Raw genomic sequence first — 16,146 nt, 5'->3', positions numbered from 1 at the left:
CTCAAGAAACGGGCGCAGAACGGCCCAAGCGATGCGCGCGATTCTATCAGTGAACCCCGCGCGTGTCAGGCAGAACCGGAGGAGTGCGCCGGGGCCGGCTCAGGCCTGCCGGAGCCCCATGGCGCGCGCGACTCCATCCCGGTACGCCAGCCAGGCCGCGTGCGCCGCGGCCACCGCCGACGCGACCGCGTCCGCCGTCGGACCCTCGTCCGGCGCGTGACCCAGCACCATCTCCCACGCGTCCCGCCGGTGCCCTCCTTCGACTGCCCGGTGCGCCCTCGCCAGGCGCATGCGCTCGGGCGGACACCCGTAGTGCCGCACCATCGGGTGCGCGCGCAGCGCCTCCTCGATCGGCGGCGCCTCGCGCTGCCCGAGGAGCTCCGCGCGCTCGTGCACGCTGCCCTCCACGAAGATCGTCAGCACCGCCGCGCCCACGACCCACGGCGGCGCCGCGCTCGCGCGGTCGAGCAGTGTCCGGTAGGCGTGGGCCTCGGGCTCGAGCGGGAGCGACTCGTCCTCGATGGTCGCGCGCGGGATGCCCAGGCCGTCGATCATCTCCAGGAAGAGCTCCGGGTGCGACACGCCCAGCGAGAGCTTGCCCGTCTGCTCTTCGAAGAGGTTCTCGGCGAGGGCGCTGCGCACCGCGGCCGGCGGCGACTGGCCGAGCACGCGCGCGAGCAGCACCGGGAAGTCGCGCACGTAGACCCGGTATTCGTGCCTGAAGTGAACCGCGAGCTGGTCTCGCGTGAGGCCGGGGCCGGTGAGGTGCGCCCAGGCCCAGTGGTTCTTGCGGTCCATGATCGCGAGCAGGCGTTCCTGAAGACGACGCGTCATGCGGCAGCTCCTCGGCAAGGGGTGAGCCTTGGTTGTACAGCACCAACGGCGTCTGCCCAGCGCCGTCGTCGCAGGTCGCGCGGAGGGCGGCGCGCCGCCAGGGCAGACCGGGGGAGCTCGAGAGCCTGGGGGCGCTCGTGCGCCGTCCTTGTCACAGATCGCCCGCTCCGGCCGATGACGCGCCATGAGCTCACGTTCCTGGGGATTCGTCGCCGCGGTCACCCTCGTGGCCTGTGGCTCGCAAGGGCCTGCTCCGCGCGAGAGCCGCCACGCGTCGGCCGCTGGGCCTGGACGCGCGGAGGCGCCCGCGCCCGCGCCTGAGCCTGCTCCGGCGCCTCCTGCCGAGCCTGCCATCGCGCCCGCGTCAGGCGATCCGATCGTCGCCCGCGCCCGCCTCGAGGTCGCCCGTGGCGTCACCTACGATCCAGCGTGGGTCGCGATCGGTTACCCCAACGGTGATCCGGCCCCCGATCGCGGCGTCTGCACCGATGTCGTCGTCCGTGCCGTCCGCGCCGCTGGCGTCGATCTCCAGGAGAAGATCCACGAAGACATCCTCGCGCGCCGGGCGGTCTACACGACGGTCGAGCGTCCCGATCGCAACATCGATCATCGCCGCGTCGGGCCGATGCTTACCTACCTGCGCGCCCACGCCACGTCGCTTCCCAGGACGTTCGACGAGGCCGCGGCGCGCACCTGGGAGCCTGGCGATATCGTGGTCTGGGCCCTCAAGCCGTGCCCTTCGTGCACGCCGGATCACGTGGGCATCGTCAGCGATCGCAAGGGGCCGCGCGGCCTCCCGCTCGTCCTGCACAACATCGGGCCGACGCCGAGCGAGGATGACGCCCTTGACGCGTGGACCGTGCTTGGCCACTTCAGGCTCCGTCTGAGCCGCTCAGGGACAGGCAACAGAGCAAGAGAGAGTGCACAGGGAGACGGGGAGACGGGGAGGAGAGAGAGATAGACAGAGCAAGGTGGAGAGGCGAGAGGTGGGGATCCTCCTTCGAGCCTGCTCGCCGCCCCGTAGCGATGCCGTCCGAAGCCGCCGGCGCCGAGCCTGCAGGTTCGAACGACCGATCCCCATCTCTCGCCTCCCCGCCTCCCCGTCTCCCTGTGAATCTCTCCGTCTTCCTCTCCTCCCGACAATTTTTTTTCGCCCCCCGTATCCTTCCGGCCGCGCCGTTCGTCGGTGGGCCATGACGACGACGACCCCGACCGAACGACGCCTCTACGTCTCCATGATCACCTCCCTCGACGGCTACATCGAGGGCCCGGGCCGCGAGCTCGACTGGTTCCAGGACGGCAACCCGCAGTTCGAGCGGTACTGCGACGAGATGATCGACTCCGTCGGCCTGGCCGTGTACGGGCGCACCTCCTACGAGCTCATGCTCCAGTACTGGCCCGACGCCGAGGCCCACCCGCGCTCGCCCCAGGACCTCGCGTTCGCGCGCAAGATGAACGCCCTGCCCAAGGTGGTGCTGTCCCGGACCCTGACGCACGCCGCGTGGGCCAACACCCGCGTGGCCCGCGGCCCCGAGGAGATCGCCGCGCTCAAGCGGCAGCCCGGCAAGCCGATCGTCGCGTGGGCCGGCGCCGCGCTGGTGTCGACGCTGATCGAGCACCGCCTGGTCGACGAATTCCGCCTGATCGTGCACCCCGTGGTGCTCGGCGGCGGTACGCCGCTGTTCGCGCGCCGCGACAAGCGCCTCTCGCTGCGGCAGATCCGGACCCAGAACCTCGGCGGCGGGCTGTCGGTCCTGTGCTACGAGCCGGTCTGGTCATGAGCGACGAGCCGCGCGACCTCGGCGAGCTGAGCAATGACGTGAAGGCGTCATGGCAGCGGTTCCTCGACGTGTTCGAGCCGCTCCGGCCCGAGCTGTACCGTTACTGCCGCTACCTGACCCGGAGCCCGTGGGACGCCGAGGACCTGGTGCAGGACACGATGGCCCGCGGCTTCGTCACGCTCGGCACCCTGTTCCACGAGCTGCCCAACCCGCGCGCCTGGCTGTTCCGGGTGGCGTCGAACCTCTGGATCGACCGCGCCCGGCGGCAGCGGCTCGAGCGCGACGCGCTCGGCGAGCCCGCGGCAGCGCCCGTGGCGCCAGGGCACGCGCCCGACGAGCGGGCGTCGCGCGAGGCCGCCGGCACCCTGGTCGCGCACCTGTCGCCCCAGGAGCGCGCGGCGGTCGTTCTCAAGGACGTGTTCGATTTCTCGCTCGAAGAGGTCGCCGCGTCGCTCTCGACCTCGGTCGGCGCCGTCAAGGCGGCGCTGCACCGCGGCCGCGGCAAGCTCGTGGCGCCCGAGGCCGACGAGCCCCGGGCGCCCGCGCCGGGCGTGCTCGACGCCTTCTGCGCCGCCTTCAACGCCCGCGACCTGCCGGCCCTGACCTCGCTGCTCCTCGACAGCTCGATCACCGAGATCGTCGGCGTGGTGACCGAGTACGGGCGCGAGCCCCCGGCGGATCCGCGCACCGGGTCGTTCGTCGGCAGCCTCTCGCCGATCACGACCACCGACGCCGGCGGGGTCGACGCCCGTCACCTGGTCGGCTACCTCGGCGGCCCGCCGCGCTGCGAGGTGCGCGAGCACCGCGGCGAGCTCTTGCTGCTCTTCTGGTTCGATCACGACACCGGACCGGCGGTGCGCACCGTCTGGACCGTCGAGACCGACGGCGAGCACATCGCCCGCATCCGCAACTACTTCTTCACCCCCGATGTGATCGCCGAGATCTGCCGCGAGCTCGACGTGCCTTTCCGCACGAACGGCTACCGCTACTGGATCCACGGTTAGCGACTCGAGCGCGGCGAATCACGCCGAGGGGCAAGCCGACAAGTACGTGCTGGAGGTCTCCCCGACAAAGGGCGCAGAATGGCCCTGGCGATGGGGGCGACCTCCGGACCTGCTTTCGAGTTCACGAGCTACCGGCTCGCGGTGCGCCACGAGGGCCTCGGCCGCATCTTCGCGGGCCTCGCGCTGCTCGCGATCGCGGGGCCTTTCCTGGCCAGCGTGCTCGCCGTGATCCTCGCAAGCGCGCTGGGCGAGCCGAGCCTCCGCGGGTTCGCGCTCAGCGCCCTCGCCATGACCGTGCCCGGCGTGGTCGCCGCGCTGGGCCTCTCCCTCGCGAGCGCCCTGGCCATCACCACCGGCATCCGCTGGAAGCGGCCGGTCCGCGTGACCGCGGACGCGGCCGGGCTGCGCTTCGCCTTCGGCTCCGTGGAGCGCTCGATCCCGCGCGCCGAGATCCGCTCCGGCATGGTCCTGTCGGATCTGCGCGTCCGCGTCGAGCTCCGCCTGAGCCGCGGGCGGGTGATCGATGTGCAGGTCGCGCGGGAGGAGGAGGGCGCGCGCCTGCTCGCGGCCCTCGGGATGGGCCCGACGGAGCGGCGCGTCGCTGTCTCGCTCGGCAGCGTCCACCGCGAGCTCGCGGCCGGTTGCGTCGGCCTGCCGCTCTTCATGATCCTCTGGCTCATCGTGATCGCGGCGATCGCCCTGCCGCTGCCGGCCTCTCGCAGCGCCGGGCCGATCGTGGCGTGGTTTGCCCTCGCCCTGGCGTCGACGTGGCTCCTCCGTCGCGCCGCGCGCCGCACCCAGGTCGTGGTGGGCACCGACGGCGTGCGCATCGATCGGCCCTTCTCGTCCGTCTGGGTCCCTTACGCCGAGCTCAACTCGGTCGGGATGCGCGGTGATCGGCTCGTTCTCTCTCGCCGAGGCGGCGGCATCCCTCTCGTGCTCCGGACGGGGGAAGCCCTGACCGAGGCGCTCGCGCAGCGCATCCGCGATGCGCACGAGGGGGCCGCCGCCGGCGCGGCGCCGCGCGGCGCCGAGGCGCTGGAGCGGCGCGGCCGCGACCTCGCGGCCTGGCGCGAGGACCTCCGCAAGCTGCTCGCCGCCGGCGACTACCGCGCCGCCAGCCTGACCCCCGAGGACGCGCTCCTCGCCCTCGACGACGTGAGCGCCCCGCGGGATCGCCGGGTGGGCGCCGCCCTGCTCCTTCGCGTCGCCGGCCACCCCGAGGCGCAGGAGCGCATCCGCGTCGCCGCGGGGGCCACCGCGGACGATGCGCTGCGCGCGGCGCTCGAGCGCGCCGCCGAGGACGAGGTCGACGAGGCGGCGCTCGCGCGGGCCTTGCGGTGAGCCGCGCGCTGCTGAGCCACTCTGGGCCACGCGCGACGGGTGCGTCGGGCGGCGCTGTAGAAGGCGAGATCTTCAGGGATATCCGGCGGTAGCGAGATGGCACATGTCCTGCACGCTGCGTTGAGCGGAGGTGTTCATGTCACGTGACGTTCTTTCGGACGATGCAGCCTTGTTATCGCCGCTGCCCACGCCGCCGCCTCGGACGGCGGCCCTGGTGCAGCGGGTGTCTCGAGCGGCTGTAGCGGCGGCTGCCGTCTTCGTCGTCGCCTGTGGTCCTCCGGGCGTCGACGAGGGACACGACCCCGATCAAGGCGAGATCATCCCGCCGATGCCGCCGCCGCCTCCGGACGAGGAGATCATCCCGCCGATGCCGCCGCCGCCTCCGGACGAGGAGATCATCCCGCCGATGCCGCCGCCTCCTCCGGACTGCGACGGCGGCGAGATTGTCCCGCCGATGCCGCCGCCGGTCGGGGACGAGGGGGAGATCATCCCGCCGATGCCGCCGCCGCCGCCGCCTCTGGGCGAGGAGATCATCCCGCCGATGCCGCCGCCGCCGCCTCCGGGCGAGGAGATCATCCCGCCGATGCCGCCGCCTCCTCCCCCGTGCAAGTGAGGCGTTCGATCGTCGCACCGTTGCGCTCCCCAACATCGTGAGGTCGAAGATGGGCGAACAGGAACGCGAGCTGGAAGTTGCGCCCGAGTGGTGGCGCTGGGCCGCGGAGAACCTGCTGCGCGGCGTGCCCGAGGGCCAGATCTCGGAGCAGCTCCAGGCGGCCGGCGTCAGCAGCACGCAGGCCGGAGAGCTGCTCTCGGCCATCGTCCGTTCGCCCATCTTCGTCGCCGCTCGGCCCTTCGCGAGGTCGGCGCGGCGGCACGAGATGCTGGCGCGGCTCCAGCAGAGAATGGCGTCGGTCGCCTGCGATCCGACGGGGATCCCGCGGCGGTCCGGCGTGTCTGGCGAGGAGCTCCGCGACGTCTATGTCGCCGGCAACATCCCGGTTATCCTGACCGACGTCGTGACCCGCTGGCCCGCCTTCGGCCGGTGGACCCCGGCGTACCTCTCCGAGCGCTTCGGCGATGTCGTGGTCGACGTCACGACAGGACGCCAGAGCGATCCCGACTACGACATGCACGCGGCGCGGCACACCGAGAGCACGCCGCTGCGCGACTTCGTCGCGCGCATCGCCGGCGCCGCGAACGAGGAGACGAACGACTTCTACATGGTCGCGAACAACCGCGTCCTCGAGCGGACGAAACTCGGCGCGCTACTGGACGACGTGGTGCTCCCGGACGGGTACTGCGCCGCGCAGCGGCTGCTGGGCGCCTCGGCGCTCTGGCTCGGCCCTGCCGGGACCGTCACGCCGCTGCACTACGACACGTCCAACATCCTGTTCGGGCAGGTGTATGGCAGGAAGCGTTACCGCATGATCGCGCCGTTCGAGACGTCGCTGTTCGATGGCGCACGCGCGATGTACGCCGGTCGGGATCCGGAGAAGGACCCGATGGCCCCGGTGCTCGTGAAGGACGTCGTGCTCGAGCCGGGCGATGCGCTCTTCATCCCGGTGGGCTGGTGGCACCACGTCCGCGCGCTCGACGCCAGCATCAGCCTGGGGATCAACAGCTTTCCGTTCCACAACGACTTCGACTGGTACCGGCCGAGCAACATCGGTTAGCGAGACGCTCGACCATCGGTCACCAGCGTGAACGTTCACGTGGTCGCAGGAGCATTCCTATCTTCCTGGAGGCATACCCCTTCCGCGGCCATCCGTGAAATCGGTCTTGATCGTGCCCCGGCACACGGGGAAGTGGGCAGCTCCGCAGAGCGAGCTTCGAGCTAAAACGCCAGGAGATCCAGAGAGACGAGCGCGGCGACGGTCGTGGCGGTGGCGAGCGCGAGCGACGCGACGACCGAGAAACAGGCCGCCGCCCAGACGCGCCCCGGGAGAGCTGGGTCCCATTCGCCCCGCGCATCCGGCCGCGGGGCGGAGGCGAAGTCGCAGTTCGCCAGGCCGCCGCCCGTCTCGGGATCGACGAGCACGACGCCGCGGAACGATGGCCCCGTACGCACCGTGACTTGCGCGATGCGTCCGCGCGGGGTCTGCACCGTGAGCGTCGTCACCGAGCCGAGGCCCGAGTACGCGCGCAGCGAGATGTCCCAGCCGTTCGTCCAGAGCACGGGCCAGTTCCTGAGCCGCACGCCCGAGTACGCTTCGCTCTTCTGGAGCACCGTGCCGACCTCGCCGCGCGCGAGGAGCCGCAAGCGCTTCGTCGCGACCGCCAACGACACGCCCCAGAGCACGACGAGGAACGCAGCCATCGCTGCGGCGCCCGCGAGCGGCCCAGCGTACCACGGGAGGAGCAGGAACGGCGCGATCAGCATCGTGAAGGGAGGAAACAGGGCGATCTTGAAGAAGGACCATGCCCCGCGGGACAGCTCCGCGAAGACGTACGCGGCAGGCACGGCGCGCGGCCCCGGCCGGAGCGGCGCGACAGGACGAGCGCGCTGGGCAAGCACCGATTCCATCGCGCGGAGGGCCTCGCCGAGGCGAGCTGCTTCTCCGGTGTAGTACGCGCGCTGGCCCTGGAGGAGATCCACGGAGGCCGGCACCCCCACCGCGGCGGGCGGCGGCGTGTACGTGGCGAGCGGAATCGGAGCCACCCCGCCTTCCACGAGGCGCGCATTGAGGGCCGCGACACGCGCCACGACCTGCACGAGCGCGGCGTAGCTCGCGAGGACCTGCGCCTCGGCCGTTCGCACGAGGGCCGCATCGTCGGATGCACGGTACATCGTCCAGCTTGAATATCGAGCGGGAGCGCCCGCCGCAAGAGCCTGGTTGGTACCATCGTCCCCGCCACCGGTGCGCTGCTCGCCGTGTCCGGTGCGGAGCGTGTCGCCAGGATTCCTGCGGCGATCCGTGGCCTGCGTCGATCGGGACGCACGGCGCCCCTCGTGCCTTCCAGATCGCTGGCTACGTCCTCGAGGAGCTGGGTGATTGTCTCTTTTCGGGTGGCCGCCTCGGTCGGGGCGTCAGCGGCCAGCGGCGCGCCGGCCAATGGGCCGAGCCCGCCCGCTACAGGCTGCGGGGAAGCGAACGCGCAGCGAGCTCGGCCCGCGGTCCTGCAGGTTCGAGCCGGCGTAGCTCAACGTCTCTTCGGCGAGCTCCCAGCGCGGCAGCGAGAGCAGGGCGCGCACCGACTCCTCCACTTCCATCCGGATGAGCGAGGCCCCGGGGCAGTAATGAGCGCCGCTCCCGAAGGTCAGGTGCCGGCTCTGCTGCCGGGTGATATCGAAGCGGTCCGGCTCGAGGTGACAATTCCTTCGTACACCCGAGCCTCCTCTTCGGCGATCATGCCCGTGTCCTGTCCAGTCTGTTGCCGCTGGAGAGGGACAAGACCGATAGGCACCTGTGGACCGAGCGCGCCCGGCGACACCGCGCGAGGAGGGAGCGGCTACAGGCGAGGCGGCTGTGCAGGTGGCGGGAGCTTGGCCCATGGGCTCTTGGCTACTGTAGGCCGAGCAAGAACTCCTGTATGCGGGCCGATACCGCGCCCCCTGCCTCGAGGAGCATCGCGTGGCCTGTGCGGAGCACGATCATCCACTCGGCACCCGGAATGAGGCGGCGCAGCGTGTCGAGATCGGCCCGCAGGGCCATCACGTCGCGCTCGGGCGCGATCACCAGGACCGGCACCCGCACCTGGGGGAGGACGTCCGACGCGCGTGCCTCCATCAACGACCGCAGAGACTCCCAGTAAGCGCGAAGGTCCATGGTCCCGACGGCGCGGAGGAAATGCTCGAGCTCCTCCCGAGGCGCCTCGGGCCCGAAGACGCCCGTGGCCTGGCCCAGGGGGAAGAGGGCCTTGGACGCCGTGACGCGGCGCACGACCGGCGCACTACGAGGGACGATGGGGGCCGCCGTCCGGAGCGCCACACGGAGGGCCGCGCGCGCGCCGGGGATCCGGAAGGCGGCGCTCGACGCGTAAGGGTGATCGGCGCCGCCGGCGATGAGCACCATCGCGCGCACGAGATCTGGGCGGCGGCGGTAGAGCTCGAGCAGCACCGTGACGCCCATGGAAAAGGCGATGTGCACCGGCGCGCCGGCGAACGTACTACGAGCACGGACCGCCTCCGTCACCCGGAGAAGGTCGTCTGCGTGGGTCGGAATGGCGTAGTCGCCCGAGCGCGCCGTCTCGCTCTGCCCGTGACCCCGGTAGCTCCAGTGGACCAGGTGGGTCGTCGTTGCGAGCGCGCTGACGAGGTGCTTCCAGAAGTTCTCGGTCGTGCTGAGGCCGTTCGTGAGGACGACAGGCGCTCGATCCCGCAGCTGCACCTCGTCGCCTGGGCGCTGGTGCGTGTGCCACGCGATGCGCGTCCCATCGCTTGCAACGATGTGCCGGAGGATCGAGCCTTCCATGATCGGAACGGACGGTAGCATGCGCGACCTCGCGACCAGCTGCTCGGGTTGTCGGTGGCACCCGAGGGGCGAGCAAGCTCGGACCGGTAGTCGAGTCCGCCGCTCGCATCGGCTCGCTGCCGGCTCATTGCCACTGGCCGGCGCCCGCAGGCTCTGCTGAGGTCAGCCACGCTCGAGCGCGAGCGGTCTACCGAGGTAGGAGAACTGGGCCTTTGCGTGAGCGACAGGCTCGGAGGTCACGCGTGAACGGCCCCGGGCGTCCCCGGGGCCGTGATTCAGCAGCCAGCGCTGCTGCTCGTGGTCCCCGCTACCGCGCCGGGCTGATGGTCACCTTCAGCATCTGGCTGGCCGCAGGATACAGATAACCGTCATCGACGGAGCGCACCCGGTCCGTGGGATCGTCGGCGCCCATCTGCGGCCCGGCCTGGCGCGGCGCCTGGTCGGGGCCCACGCCGGGCCACTGGTTGGCCTCGGTGCCCGCGTCCCAGATCGAGACCTGGTCGGAGACATCGCCGCTCACCGGCTCGCCGCTCGCGTCGAACAGCGCGATCCCCTCCTCGCTCGGGGCGAAGAACAGATCGTTCGATTGCCCCAGCATCGACGCGAAGCTCAGCCGCTCGCCGGGCCGCGCGGTCACCCTGAAGCTGAACTTCGCGCCGGGCAGCAGCGGCCCCGGCATCGAGGCGCCCACGGGCGTGTCGTAGACCAGCACCGACGAGAGCCCGCTCTCGCCCCCGACCTCGGCCTCCAGCGACTCCGCGAGCGTGGTCGGGTTCCCGTCCTCGGCCAGCATCTCGAGTCCCTTGCTCCGGTCCGCCTCGCCCGACCTGAACAGCGGCGCTGCGGCCCCGTGCACCACCGCGACGCCCGGCGCCGCCGGCGAGGTCAGCCCCGCGCGGGGCATGACCCCCTCGTGCAGCATCATCGGGTTCCCGTCCTCGGCTTGCGCCTCCAGTCCGTTACCGGGGTACGCCTGCCCGACCGTGAACAGCGGGTTTTCCATCGTGTGCACCACGAAGAGCCCCGGCGACAGCGGCACGGCGGCTGGCTCCCCGCCCTCGGGCATCAGCGTCCCCACCTCCGACATGTTGGTGATCCGGATCGTGAACTCATTGCCCGGCTCCGGCGTCACGATCACCTGGATGACCTCCTCGACCGCCGGGTAGGTATAGCCATCCTGGACCAGCCGCACCGTGTTGTCCGGGTCCTTGGCGCCCGTGTTCGGGCCGCTCTGCCGGGGCGCCTGGTTCGGCCCCGCGCCCGGCTCCTCGTTGGCCTCGCTGCCTGCGTCCCACAGCAGGACCTGGCCGGTCACGTCTCCGCTCACCGGGTTGCCCGCCTCGTCGTAGAGCGCGATCCCGGCGCCATCGGGCGCATAGAACAGATCATTCGACTGCCCGAACATCGTCGTGAACGACAGGCTGTCGCCTGGCAGGGCGCCGACGCGGAACTCGAAGCTCTTCTCTGGGAAGAGCGGTCCGGGCATGCTCTCGCCCACGGGCGTGTTGAACACGCCGGCCACCCGGTAATCCCGCGCGGGTGTCACGTTCTCGATGGTCACCTCGAAGCTCGTGGCCGCATCCCCGACAGCAGATCCGCCAGCGCCTTCCCCGCCCATGCCGCCGGCGCCTGTGGTATCGCCGCCTCCGCCATCGCTGCAAGCAGCGGCGAGGGTGAGGACAAGGGACATGGCCGACAGCGTGCGACGCCGAATCTTCATGACGATCCTCCAGAAGCAGTGAATGAGATGACGCGAACTGGATCGCCCCCGCCGCGGCGAGCGGCGTGCAGCGATCGTTCCTCCAACGCGCTGGAGACCGGAGCGGCCGCGGGCGCCCGCGTCGGCCCGCGATGGCCAGTGGCGCGTGGTTCGAGGGTGCTACGCGGCGGGTGCAGATCGGTTTCGCGACCCTCGCACGCGCCTGCACGATCGCGCTCGGGAAGAATTGTTCAGCGCGGCCGTCGGTCGCCTCGAGCGCGTGGGCGCCTCACTTCGGACTCCTCTGTGATCGACCCGGCGGCGCCCCGCTCGGCACGCCCGCAGCGCTGGCGAAACCGCGGCTCGCGTAGAGGGGTCAGCACGCCCGCAGCTTTCACTCGATCGCCGCGAGCGTGGCGCTCGGGCGGCGGCACCGGCGCGGGCAGCAGCAGCAACGCGGGCGGCAGGGCCTCGTGGGCCGGGGGTGACCTTCGTCCATACCGGAGATCACAAGGCGGCCGGTTGGGCTCGCGTCGGGCCACACCGGAAGAGGGGTCAGCCGCCCGTGTCCCGCCGTGTAGCCATTGAGAATTGTGGAAGTCTCCGCCGTTCGTTCCTCCGCGCCAGCGCCGTCGCCCAAGAACTTCCCTGGTACCGAGGAGAGAACGGGGATAAATTTAATGATTTCGATGGGTTCAGCTTGGGGCTTGGCCACCCCAGTTTTCGGGTTGGCCCAACGCGGGCTCAACGAATAGGCGTTTGCGGGACTGCGCCGGGACCTCGCCGCCGCTGCTGCTCAGGCGCAGTCCCGCAAACGCCTATTCGTTGTATGCTCTTTAGTGAGCCCTGCGTGTGCCTGACAAATTTCGGCGACGCTGGATTGGGGACCCGAACAATGTGAGCTGGGTTGCCAGGAGTGGGCGCGGCGGGTGACGTCATGGTACGAGACTCCACGGAGCTCCGCGGCGGGCACCCGGTTGAGGGCGCGGATGCACGTCGAACTCGCGCGCTGTCAGCGCCAACACGTCGAACTCGCGCGCTGTCAGCGCCAAGGCGAAGGAGGGGACGCAACCGCTGATTGTGACGTCCCGCCCTGTAGCCAGTCTCCTACATTGGCCGCGGCCCCTCGTCTTGACACGGAGCGGCATGTCCGATGGCCTTGCCGGTCGGGGCGGCTAGGGTAGTCGCCCCCAGCTCCCCGGGACGCATGCCTCCCTGGCCATCTGCTATGACGGCGAGCCGAAGCGTGTGGTGGGCGGGGGCGTTGACGTGGACCATGTGGGTGCGTCAGCATGACGTCTCGCATCGCGGGGATGTACGCATGACCGAACCCTCTGCATCGTTGCTGGAACGGATCGAACTCCTCCGGCGAAGACTCCACAACGAAACTAATTCGATCCTCCCGCTCGTCGGTGCTGACGTGCCAAGCGGGCTGCCGACGTTCCACGAGATGCTAGTCGACCTCATCGAGCTCGTCGAGGATGCTGCGCTCGCCGGCGAGATGCGTGATGCGCTTGCCCAGAAGCGGTTCCAGGACGTGGCAAGCGCGCTCGAAGCGGATGGAAGCGTGGGCAGGTCCAAACTCACAGCACGCATCGCGCAACTCTACCGCCGCCCCAAGAGGGAGGCGCCACCAATCTTCAATCGCATTGCCATGCTGCCGGTCACGCACTTCGCTACGACTGCGTACCACCCATTCTTAAAGAATGCTCTCGCACGGAAAGTCCGTGAGGCCCCGCGCGTCTATGTGCCCGAGGATCCGGGCGCGTTCGGGGACACCCGGCCCTCTTCGCCGCCGCTCGTCCTCATGCTGCATGGCGATGCGGATCGCCCGGCGACCTGTGTGGCGAGCGAGACTGGTTACCGCCAGCTTGTCCACGGCCAGGCGTATCGCGCCGCGATGTCCGCACTTCTCGATCAGCGTACGCTGCTTCTCATCGGTACGGGGGATCTGGACCCTGACCTCCATTTACTCCTCGAAGGATGGCAATCGGTGTTCTCTCCGGGCGGCGACCTACGGCACTTCCTACTCGGCACGAAGGTAGGCAAAATGTCAGCGCAGAGACTCGAACGGTGCGGTGTCGAGGTGCTCGACCTAATCTCCATGGGGGACAATCCACTTGAGCAAGTGTTGATACGCCTCGCGACGGTACCGCAGGTGGCAGCCACCGGATATGGCAAGGCTCAGAGCCTTAGGGGACGCGAGCTGTCGCGCTATCTCGACTGCGTCGACTCGCAGCACGGGTCGGTGGTGCTCACGGGTCTGCTTCGTGATCGCGCCGTCCAGGCCGTTCCAGTGGAGAGGGTGTACGTGTCGCTCGACGTTGCGCGGCCGGAGCGAACGACCGCCGAACCCACGAACGATAACGGTACACGTGCGAGCAAACGAAGGCGCCATGCAAAGAGAACAGGTACGCGTGGGGGGGCAATAAGTCCAGACAATGGCGAGAACCCTATTGCGCGGCTGGCGTATAGGTTAGATAGGCACTTATTCGCCTCCGCAACGTACGTACCCGATGACCTTCGGCCTCTCATCATGAGTGCGCTTCGCGCGATCGGGGCGAGCGAAGATGAGGTAAACCGTCCGGATGTGCTTCTGGCCATGTGGTCGCGAATCCATGCGGGGAGCACAAATATCGACGCACTCGCGCAGCTACTCCGCCGCCAATCAATCGAAGACGCCGTGCGGGCTGCGCGCCATCTCCTCATCGAAGGCGCACCGGGTGCGGGTAAGACGACCGTTCTCAAGCACGTCACCATGGCGCTAGTCGAGGCGCACCGCGGCCACCCTGCGCGCGCCCTCGCTATGGGCTTTTCAGCACCATTCCCTGTCCCGATTTTCGTCTTCCTAAGGCGTTTCGCGAGCTGGGTGGGCAGGCAGCCCGAGGAGCGGCGGCGAACCGCAGGTGCGGAATTGCTCGTCGAGTATCTGCGCGAGATAGTTGGCTCGATGACCGGCGGCGGGGGATGGCTCGGCTCCGCACTCGAGCATGGTGGCGTGGCTTTGCTCCTTGACGGGCTGGACGAGATCGCCGACGCGCACCTCCGCGACCGGACAGCGGACATCGTGCGCGACGCCGCGCGCGAGCACGCCGCCTGCCGTTTTCTGCTCACGAGCCGTCCCGCGGGTCTCTCGGGTATCGCGAGACGCATGCTCACCGAGCTCGGCAACCTCTCTCATACGACTGTGCAGCCCCTCGACGACGCGCAGGTAGACCGGTTCGTCCACGCCTGGTACCGCGCTCTGCTCACCAGCGAGGATGAAGCGAACCGTCAGGCGAGCGACTTGCTCGGGCGTATTCGTCAAGTCACAAACCGGAGCGGCGATCTCGCTACCTTGGCACGCACCCCAATCCTACTGACTGCAATTGCTGTCGTCCATCAGAGTTACGGCAGGCTACCCGAGCGTCGAGCGGATCTCTACGAGCATTGTGTTCAATCTCTTGCCCATCTATGGCAGCAGGCGAAGGATGTAGAAGACGGTATGGACCGGCCTGACGAACTCACGCAAGATCAGAAGCTTGGCCTACTTCAGCAGATTGCGCTTCGCATCCAGGAAACGGTTGAACATGCGCAGACGATCGAAATCGGCCCGCTCACAAAACTCGTTGCAGAACGGCTCTCAGATGGATCGTCGCGGCGCCGAGAACCCGCTGAGTGCCGCTCGATCATCAGCACCATGGCGGAGCGGAGTGGCTTGCTAGTTCCGGACCGTGACGGTTCATATAGATTTCGTCATCTCCAGTTCCAGGAGTTTCTTGCAGCGCGATGCATCTGCGTAGAACGCGGTGACCGTATCGACTTACTGGCAAAGTATATTGCGAACGCATCTTGGCGCGAGGTCGTCGTGCTCGCGCCCGCCTTCAAGGCACTATCCGACAAGGTCCAAACACGAGAGATCCTGAACGGCTTGCTTCAGCACGTGAAGATGCTGCCGGATGCGCATGATCAGATGGCTGCGCTGGCGACCACTGCACGCGCGTTGTTCGATCTTCGCGAGTATGATGTGAGCGGTCTTGATAGCATTGCCAAGATCATTGCTGCCATAGCGGAGCCGTTGCTCGAAGCCGAAGCGCAGCCAGGAACGATGCTCGATCGGGTCGGCGTCGCTGGCGCGCTCGCACTGTGTTCGGAAGGTGACCCCCGACTCCGTCCGGATCGACAATGGGTAAAAGTGCCAGCTGGCGAATTCTGGCGAGGGAACGAAAAGGTCTCTACAGATGAAGCACTCTTAGATAACACCCCGTCAGGTTGGGTTTACTTGTCGGACTTCTACGTCCAACGCTGGCCAGTCACGGTCGGCGAATATGCACGGTTTCTCAGGGATGGCGGATACGCCGAGAAGCAATGGTGGTCCCGTAAGGGATGGTCCTGGCGTGAACGGCGAGGGATTCTGGCTCCGACGGAGTGGTCTCGACAGAGAGTCAACTTTGCCAACGTGCCGATCGGTGGTGTCTCGTGGTGGGAGGCTGAGGCCTATTGCAGGTGGCTTAATTCACATTTGCTACACTCCGAAGATGGACTAGTGGTACGCTTGCCTACTGAGGCGGAGTGGGAGAAGGCGACGCGTGGTGGACAGTATCTGATCGATCGAGAAAAGAATCCTTATCCGAAACGCGGCTGGCCATGGGGACTCAAAGGAACGAGGCTGAATCTGCCCCGCGAAATTTTGCCAGTTGGGCTTTTTCCGACGAACCATGGACCTTACGGAAGCTGGGATCAAGTCGGATGCATGTTTGAATGGTGTCTCGACTGGTATGACCCCCGCGCGTACTCATATCTGTTAGGTCCAGATCCTTGTTTACTTGATGAGGCAAGGGCCCCAAAATTAGGAAGTGAAACCATGGATTATAAAGGTAAACGGCGATGCCGGGCACAGCGAGGCTACAATGCAGTTGTTGTTCCTGATGCCCCTCGACTGAGCAGGCGTGACTGGTACCCTCCCGAAATGCAAGCAAGATACGTTGGATTTCGGTGTGTACTAGCTGCCCCGAGAACTACGTGACTCGCATTTGACGCGAGGCATGCCACCTGGCGGACAACGAACACCGATGTCTGTTGCTCAGCGCGCG

Annotated in this window: 10 protein-coding genes and 1 CRISPR repeat array; of the genes, 6 read left to right on the top strand and 4 right to left on the bottom strand. The window is 68.5% G+C overall.

The annotated features are described in order from the left end of the window. Positions 1 to 99: 99 nt before the first annotated feature. Positions 100 to 834: an iron-containing redox enzyme family protein gene (locus WMF34_RS33840; RefSeq protein ID WP_437990391.1), complete on the bottom strand. Its 735-nt coding sequence runs from the start codon at positions 832 to 834 to the stop codon at positions 100 to 102. A 184-nt stretch (positions 835 to 1,018) separates the two neighbouring features. Between WMF34_RS33840 and WMF34_RS33835 the strand changes: the two genes are divergently transcribed. From WMF34_RS33835 to WMF34_RS33815, 5 genes are all read left to right on the top strand, one after another. After that, positions 1,019 to 1,795, top strand: coding sequence for a DUF1287 domain-containing protein (locus tag WMF34_RS33835; protein WP_437990390.1), 777 nt, complete (start codon positions 1,019 to 1,021; stop codon positions 1,793 to 1,795). 232 nt (positions 1,796 to 2,027) lie between these two features. After that, positions 2,028 to 2,615: a dihydrofolate reductase family protein gene (locus WMF34_RS33830; protein WP_437990389.1), complete on the top strand. Its 588-nt coding sequence runs from the start codon at positions 2,028 to 2,030 to the stop codon at positions 2,613 to 2,615. After that, on the top strand, positions 2,612 to 3,619 hold the full coding sequence (locus tag WMF34_RS33825; RefSeq protein WP_012239248.1) for an RNA polymerase sigma factor: 1,008 nt from the start codon (positions 2,612 to 2,614) through the stop codon (positions 3,617 to 3,619). Before WMF34_RS33830 ends, WMF34_RS33825 begins: the two co-directional genes overlap by 4 nt. Before the next feature lie 78 nt (positions 3,620 to 3,697). Beyond that, on the top strand, positions 3,698 to 4,963 hold the full coding sequence (locus WMF34_RS33820; protein ID WP_437990388.1) for a hypothetical protein: 1,266 nt from the start codon (positions 3,698 to 3,700) through the stop codon (positions 4,961 to 4,963). 313 nt (positions 4,964 to 5,276) lie between these two features. Further along, positions 5,277 to 5,557: direct repeats of the CRISPR family, unit length 26 nt; unit sequence GAGATCATCCCGCCGATGCCGCCGCC. Between the two features lie 68 nt (positions 5,558 to 5,625). Next, positions 5,626 to 6,636, top strand: coding sequence for a cupin-like domain-containing protein (locus tag WMF34_RS33815; protein ID WP_437990387.1), 1,011 nt, complete (start codon positions 5,626 to 5,628; stop codon positions 6,634 to 6,636). A 161-nt stretch (positions 6,637 to 6,797) separates the two neighbouring features. On the opposite strand, the gene WMF34_RS33810 is transcribed toward WMF34_RS33815, so the two are convergent. From WMF34_RS33810 to WMF34_RS33800, 3 genes are all read right to left on the bottom strand, one after another. Further along, a complete protein-coding gene (locus tag WMF34_RS33810; RefSeq protein WP_437990386.1) occupies positions 6,798 to 7,721 on the bottom strand; it encodes a hypothetical protein in 924 nt (307 codons plus the stop codon). 745 nt (positions 7,722 to 8,466) lie between these two features. Further along, positions 8,467 to 9,375 carry an alpha/beta fold hydrolase gene (locus WMF34_RS33805; protein WP_437990385.1) on the bottom strand — a complete coding sequence of 303 codons (909 nt, stop codon included), beginning with the start codon at positions 9,373 to 9,375 and terminating at the stop codon, positions 8,467 to 8,469. 307 nt (positions 9,376 to 9,682) lie between these two features. Then, on the bottom strand, positions 9,683 to 11,095 hold the full coding sequence (locus tag WMF34_RS33800) for a spondin domain-containing protein (protein ID WP_012239241.1): 1,413 nt from the start codon (positions 11,093 to 11,095) through the stop codon (positions 9,683 to 9,685). Between the two features lie 1,300 nt (positions 11,096 to 12,395). Here WMF34_RS33800 and WMF34_RS33795 point away from each other — a divergent pair. After that, positions 12,396 to 16,079 carry an SUMF1/EgtB/PvdO family nonheme iron enzyme gene (locus WMF34_RS33795; RefSeq protein WP_437990384.1) on the top strand — a complete coding sequence of 1,228 codons (3,684 nt, stop codon included), beginning with the start codon at positions 12,396 to 12,398 and terminating at the stop codon, positions 16,077 to 16,079. Positions 16,080 to 16,146: the final 67 nt, after the last annotated feature.

It is taken from the genome of Sorangium sp. So ce145 (assembly GCF_051525985.1).
Taxonomy (GTDB): domain Bacteria; phylum Myxococcota_A; class Polyangia; order Polyangiales; family Polyangiaceae; genus Sorangium; species Sorangium cellulosum_B.
This window is presented reverse-complemented; position numbering and strand designations above follow the sequence as displayed.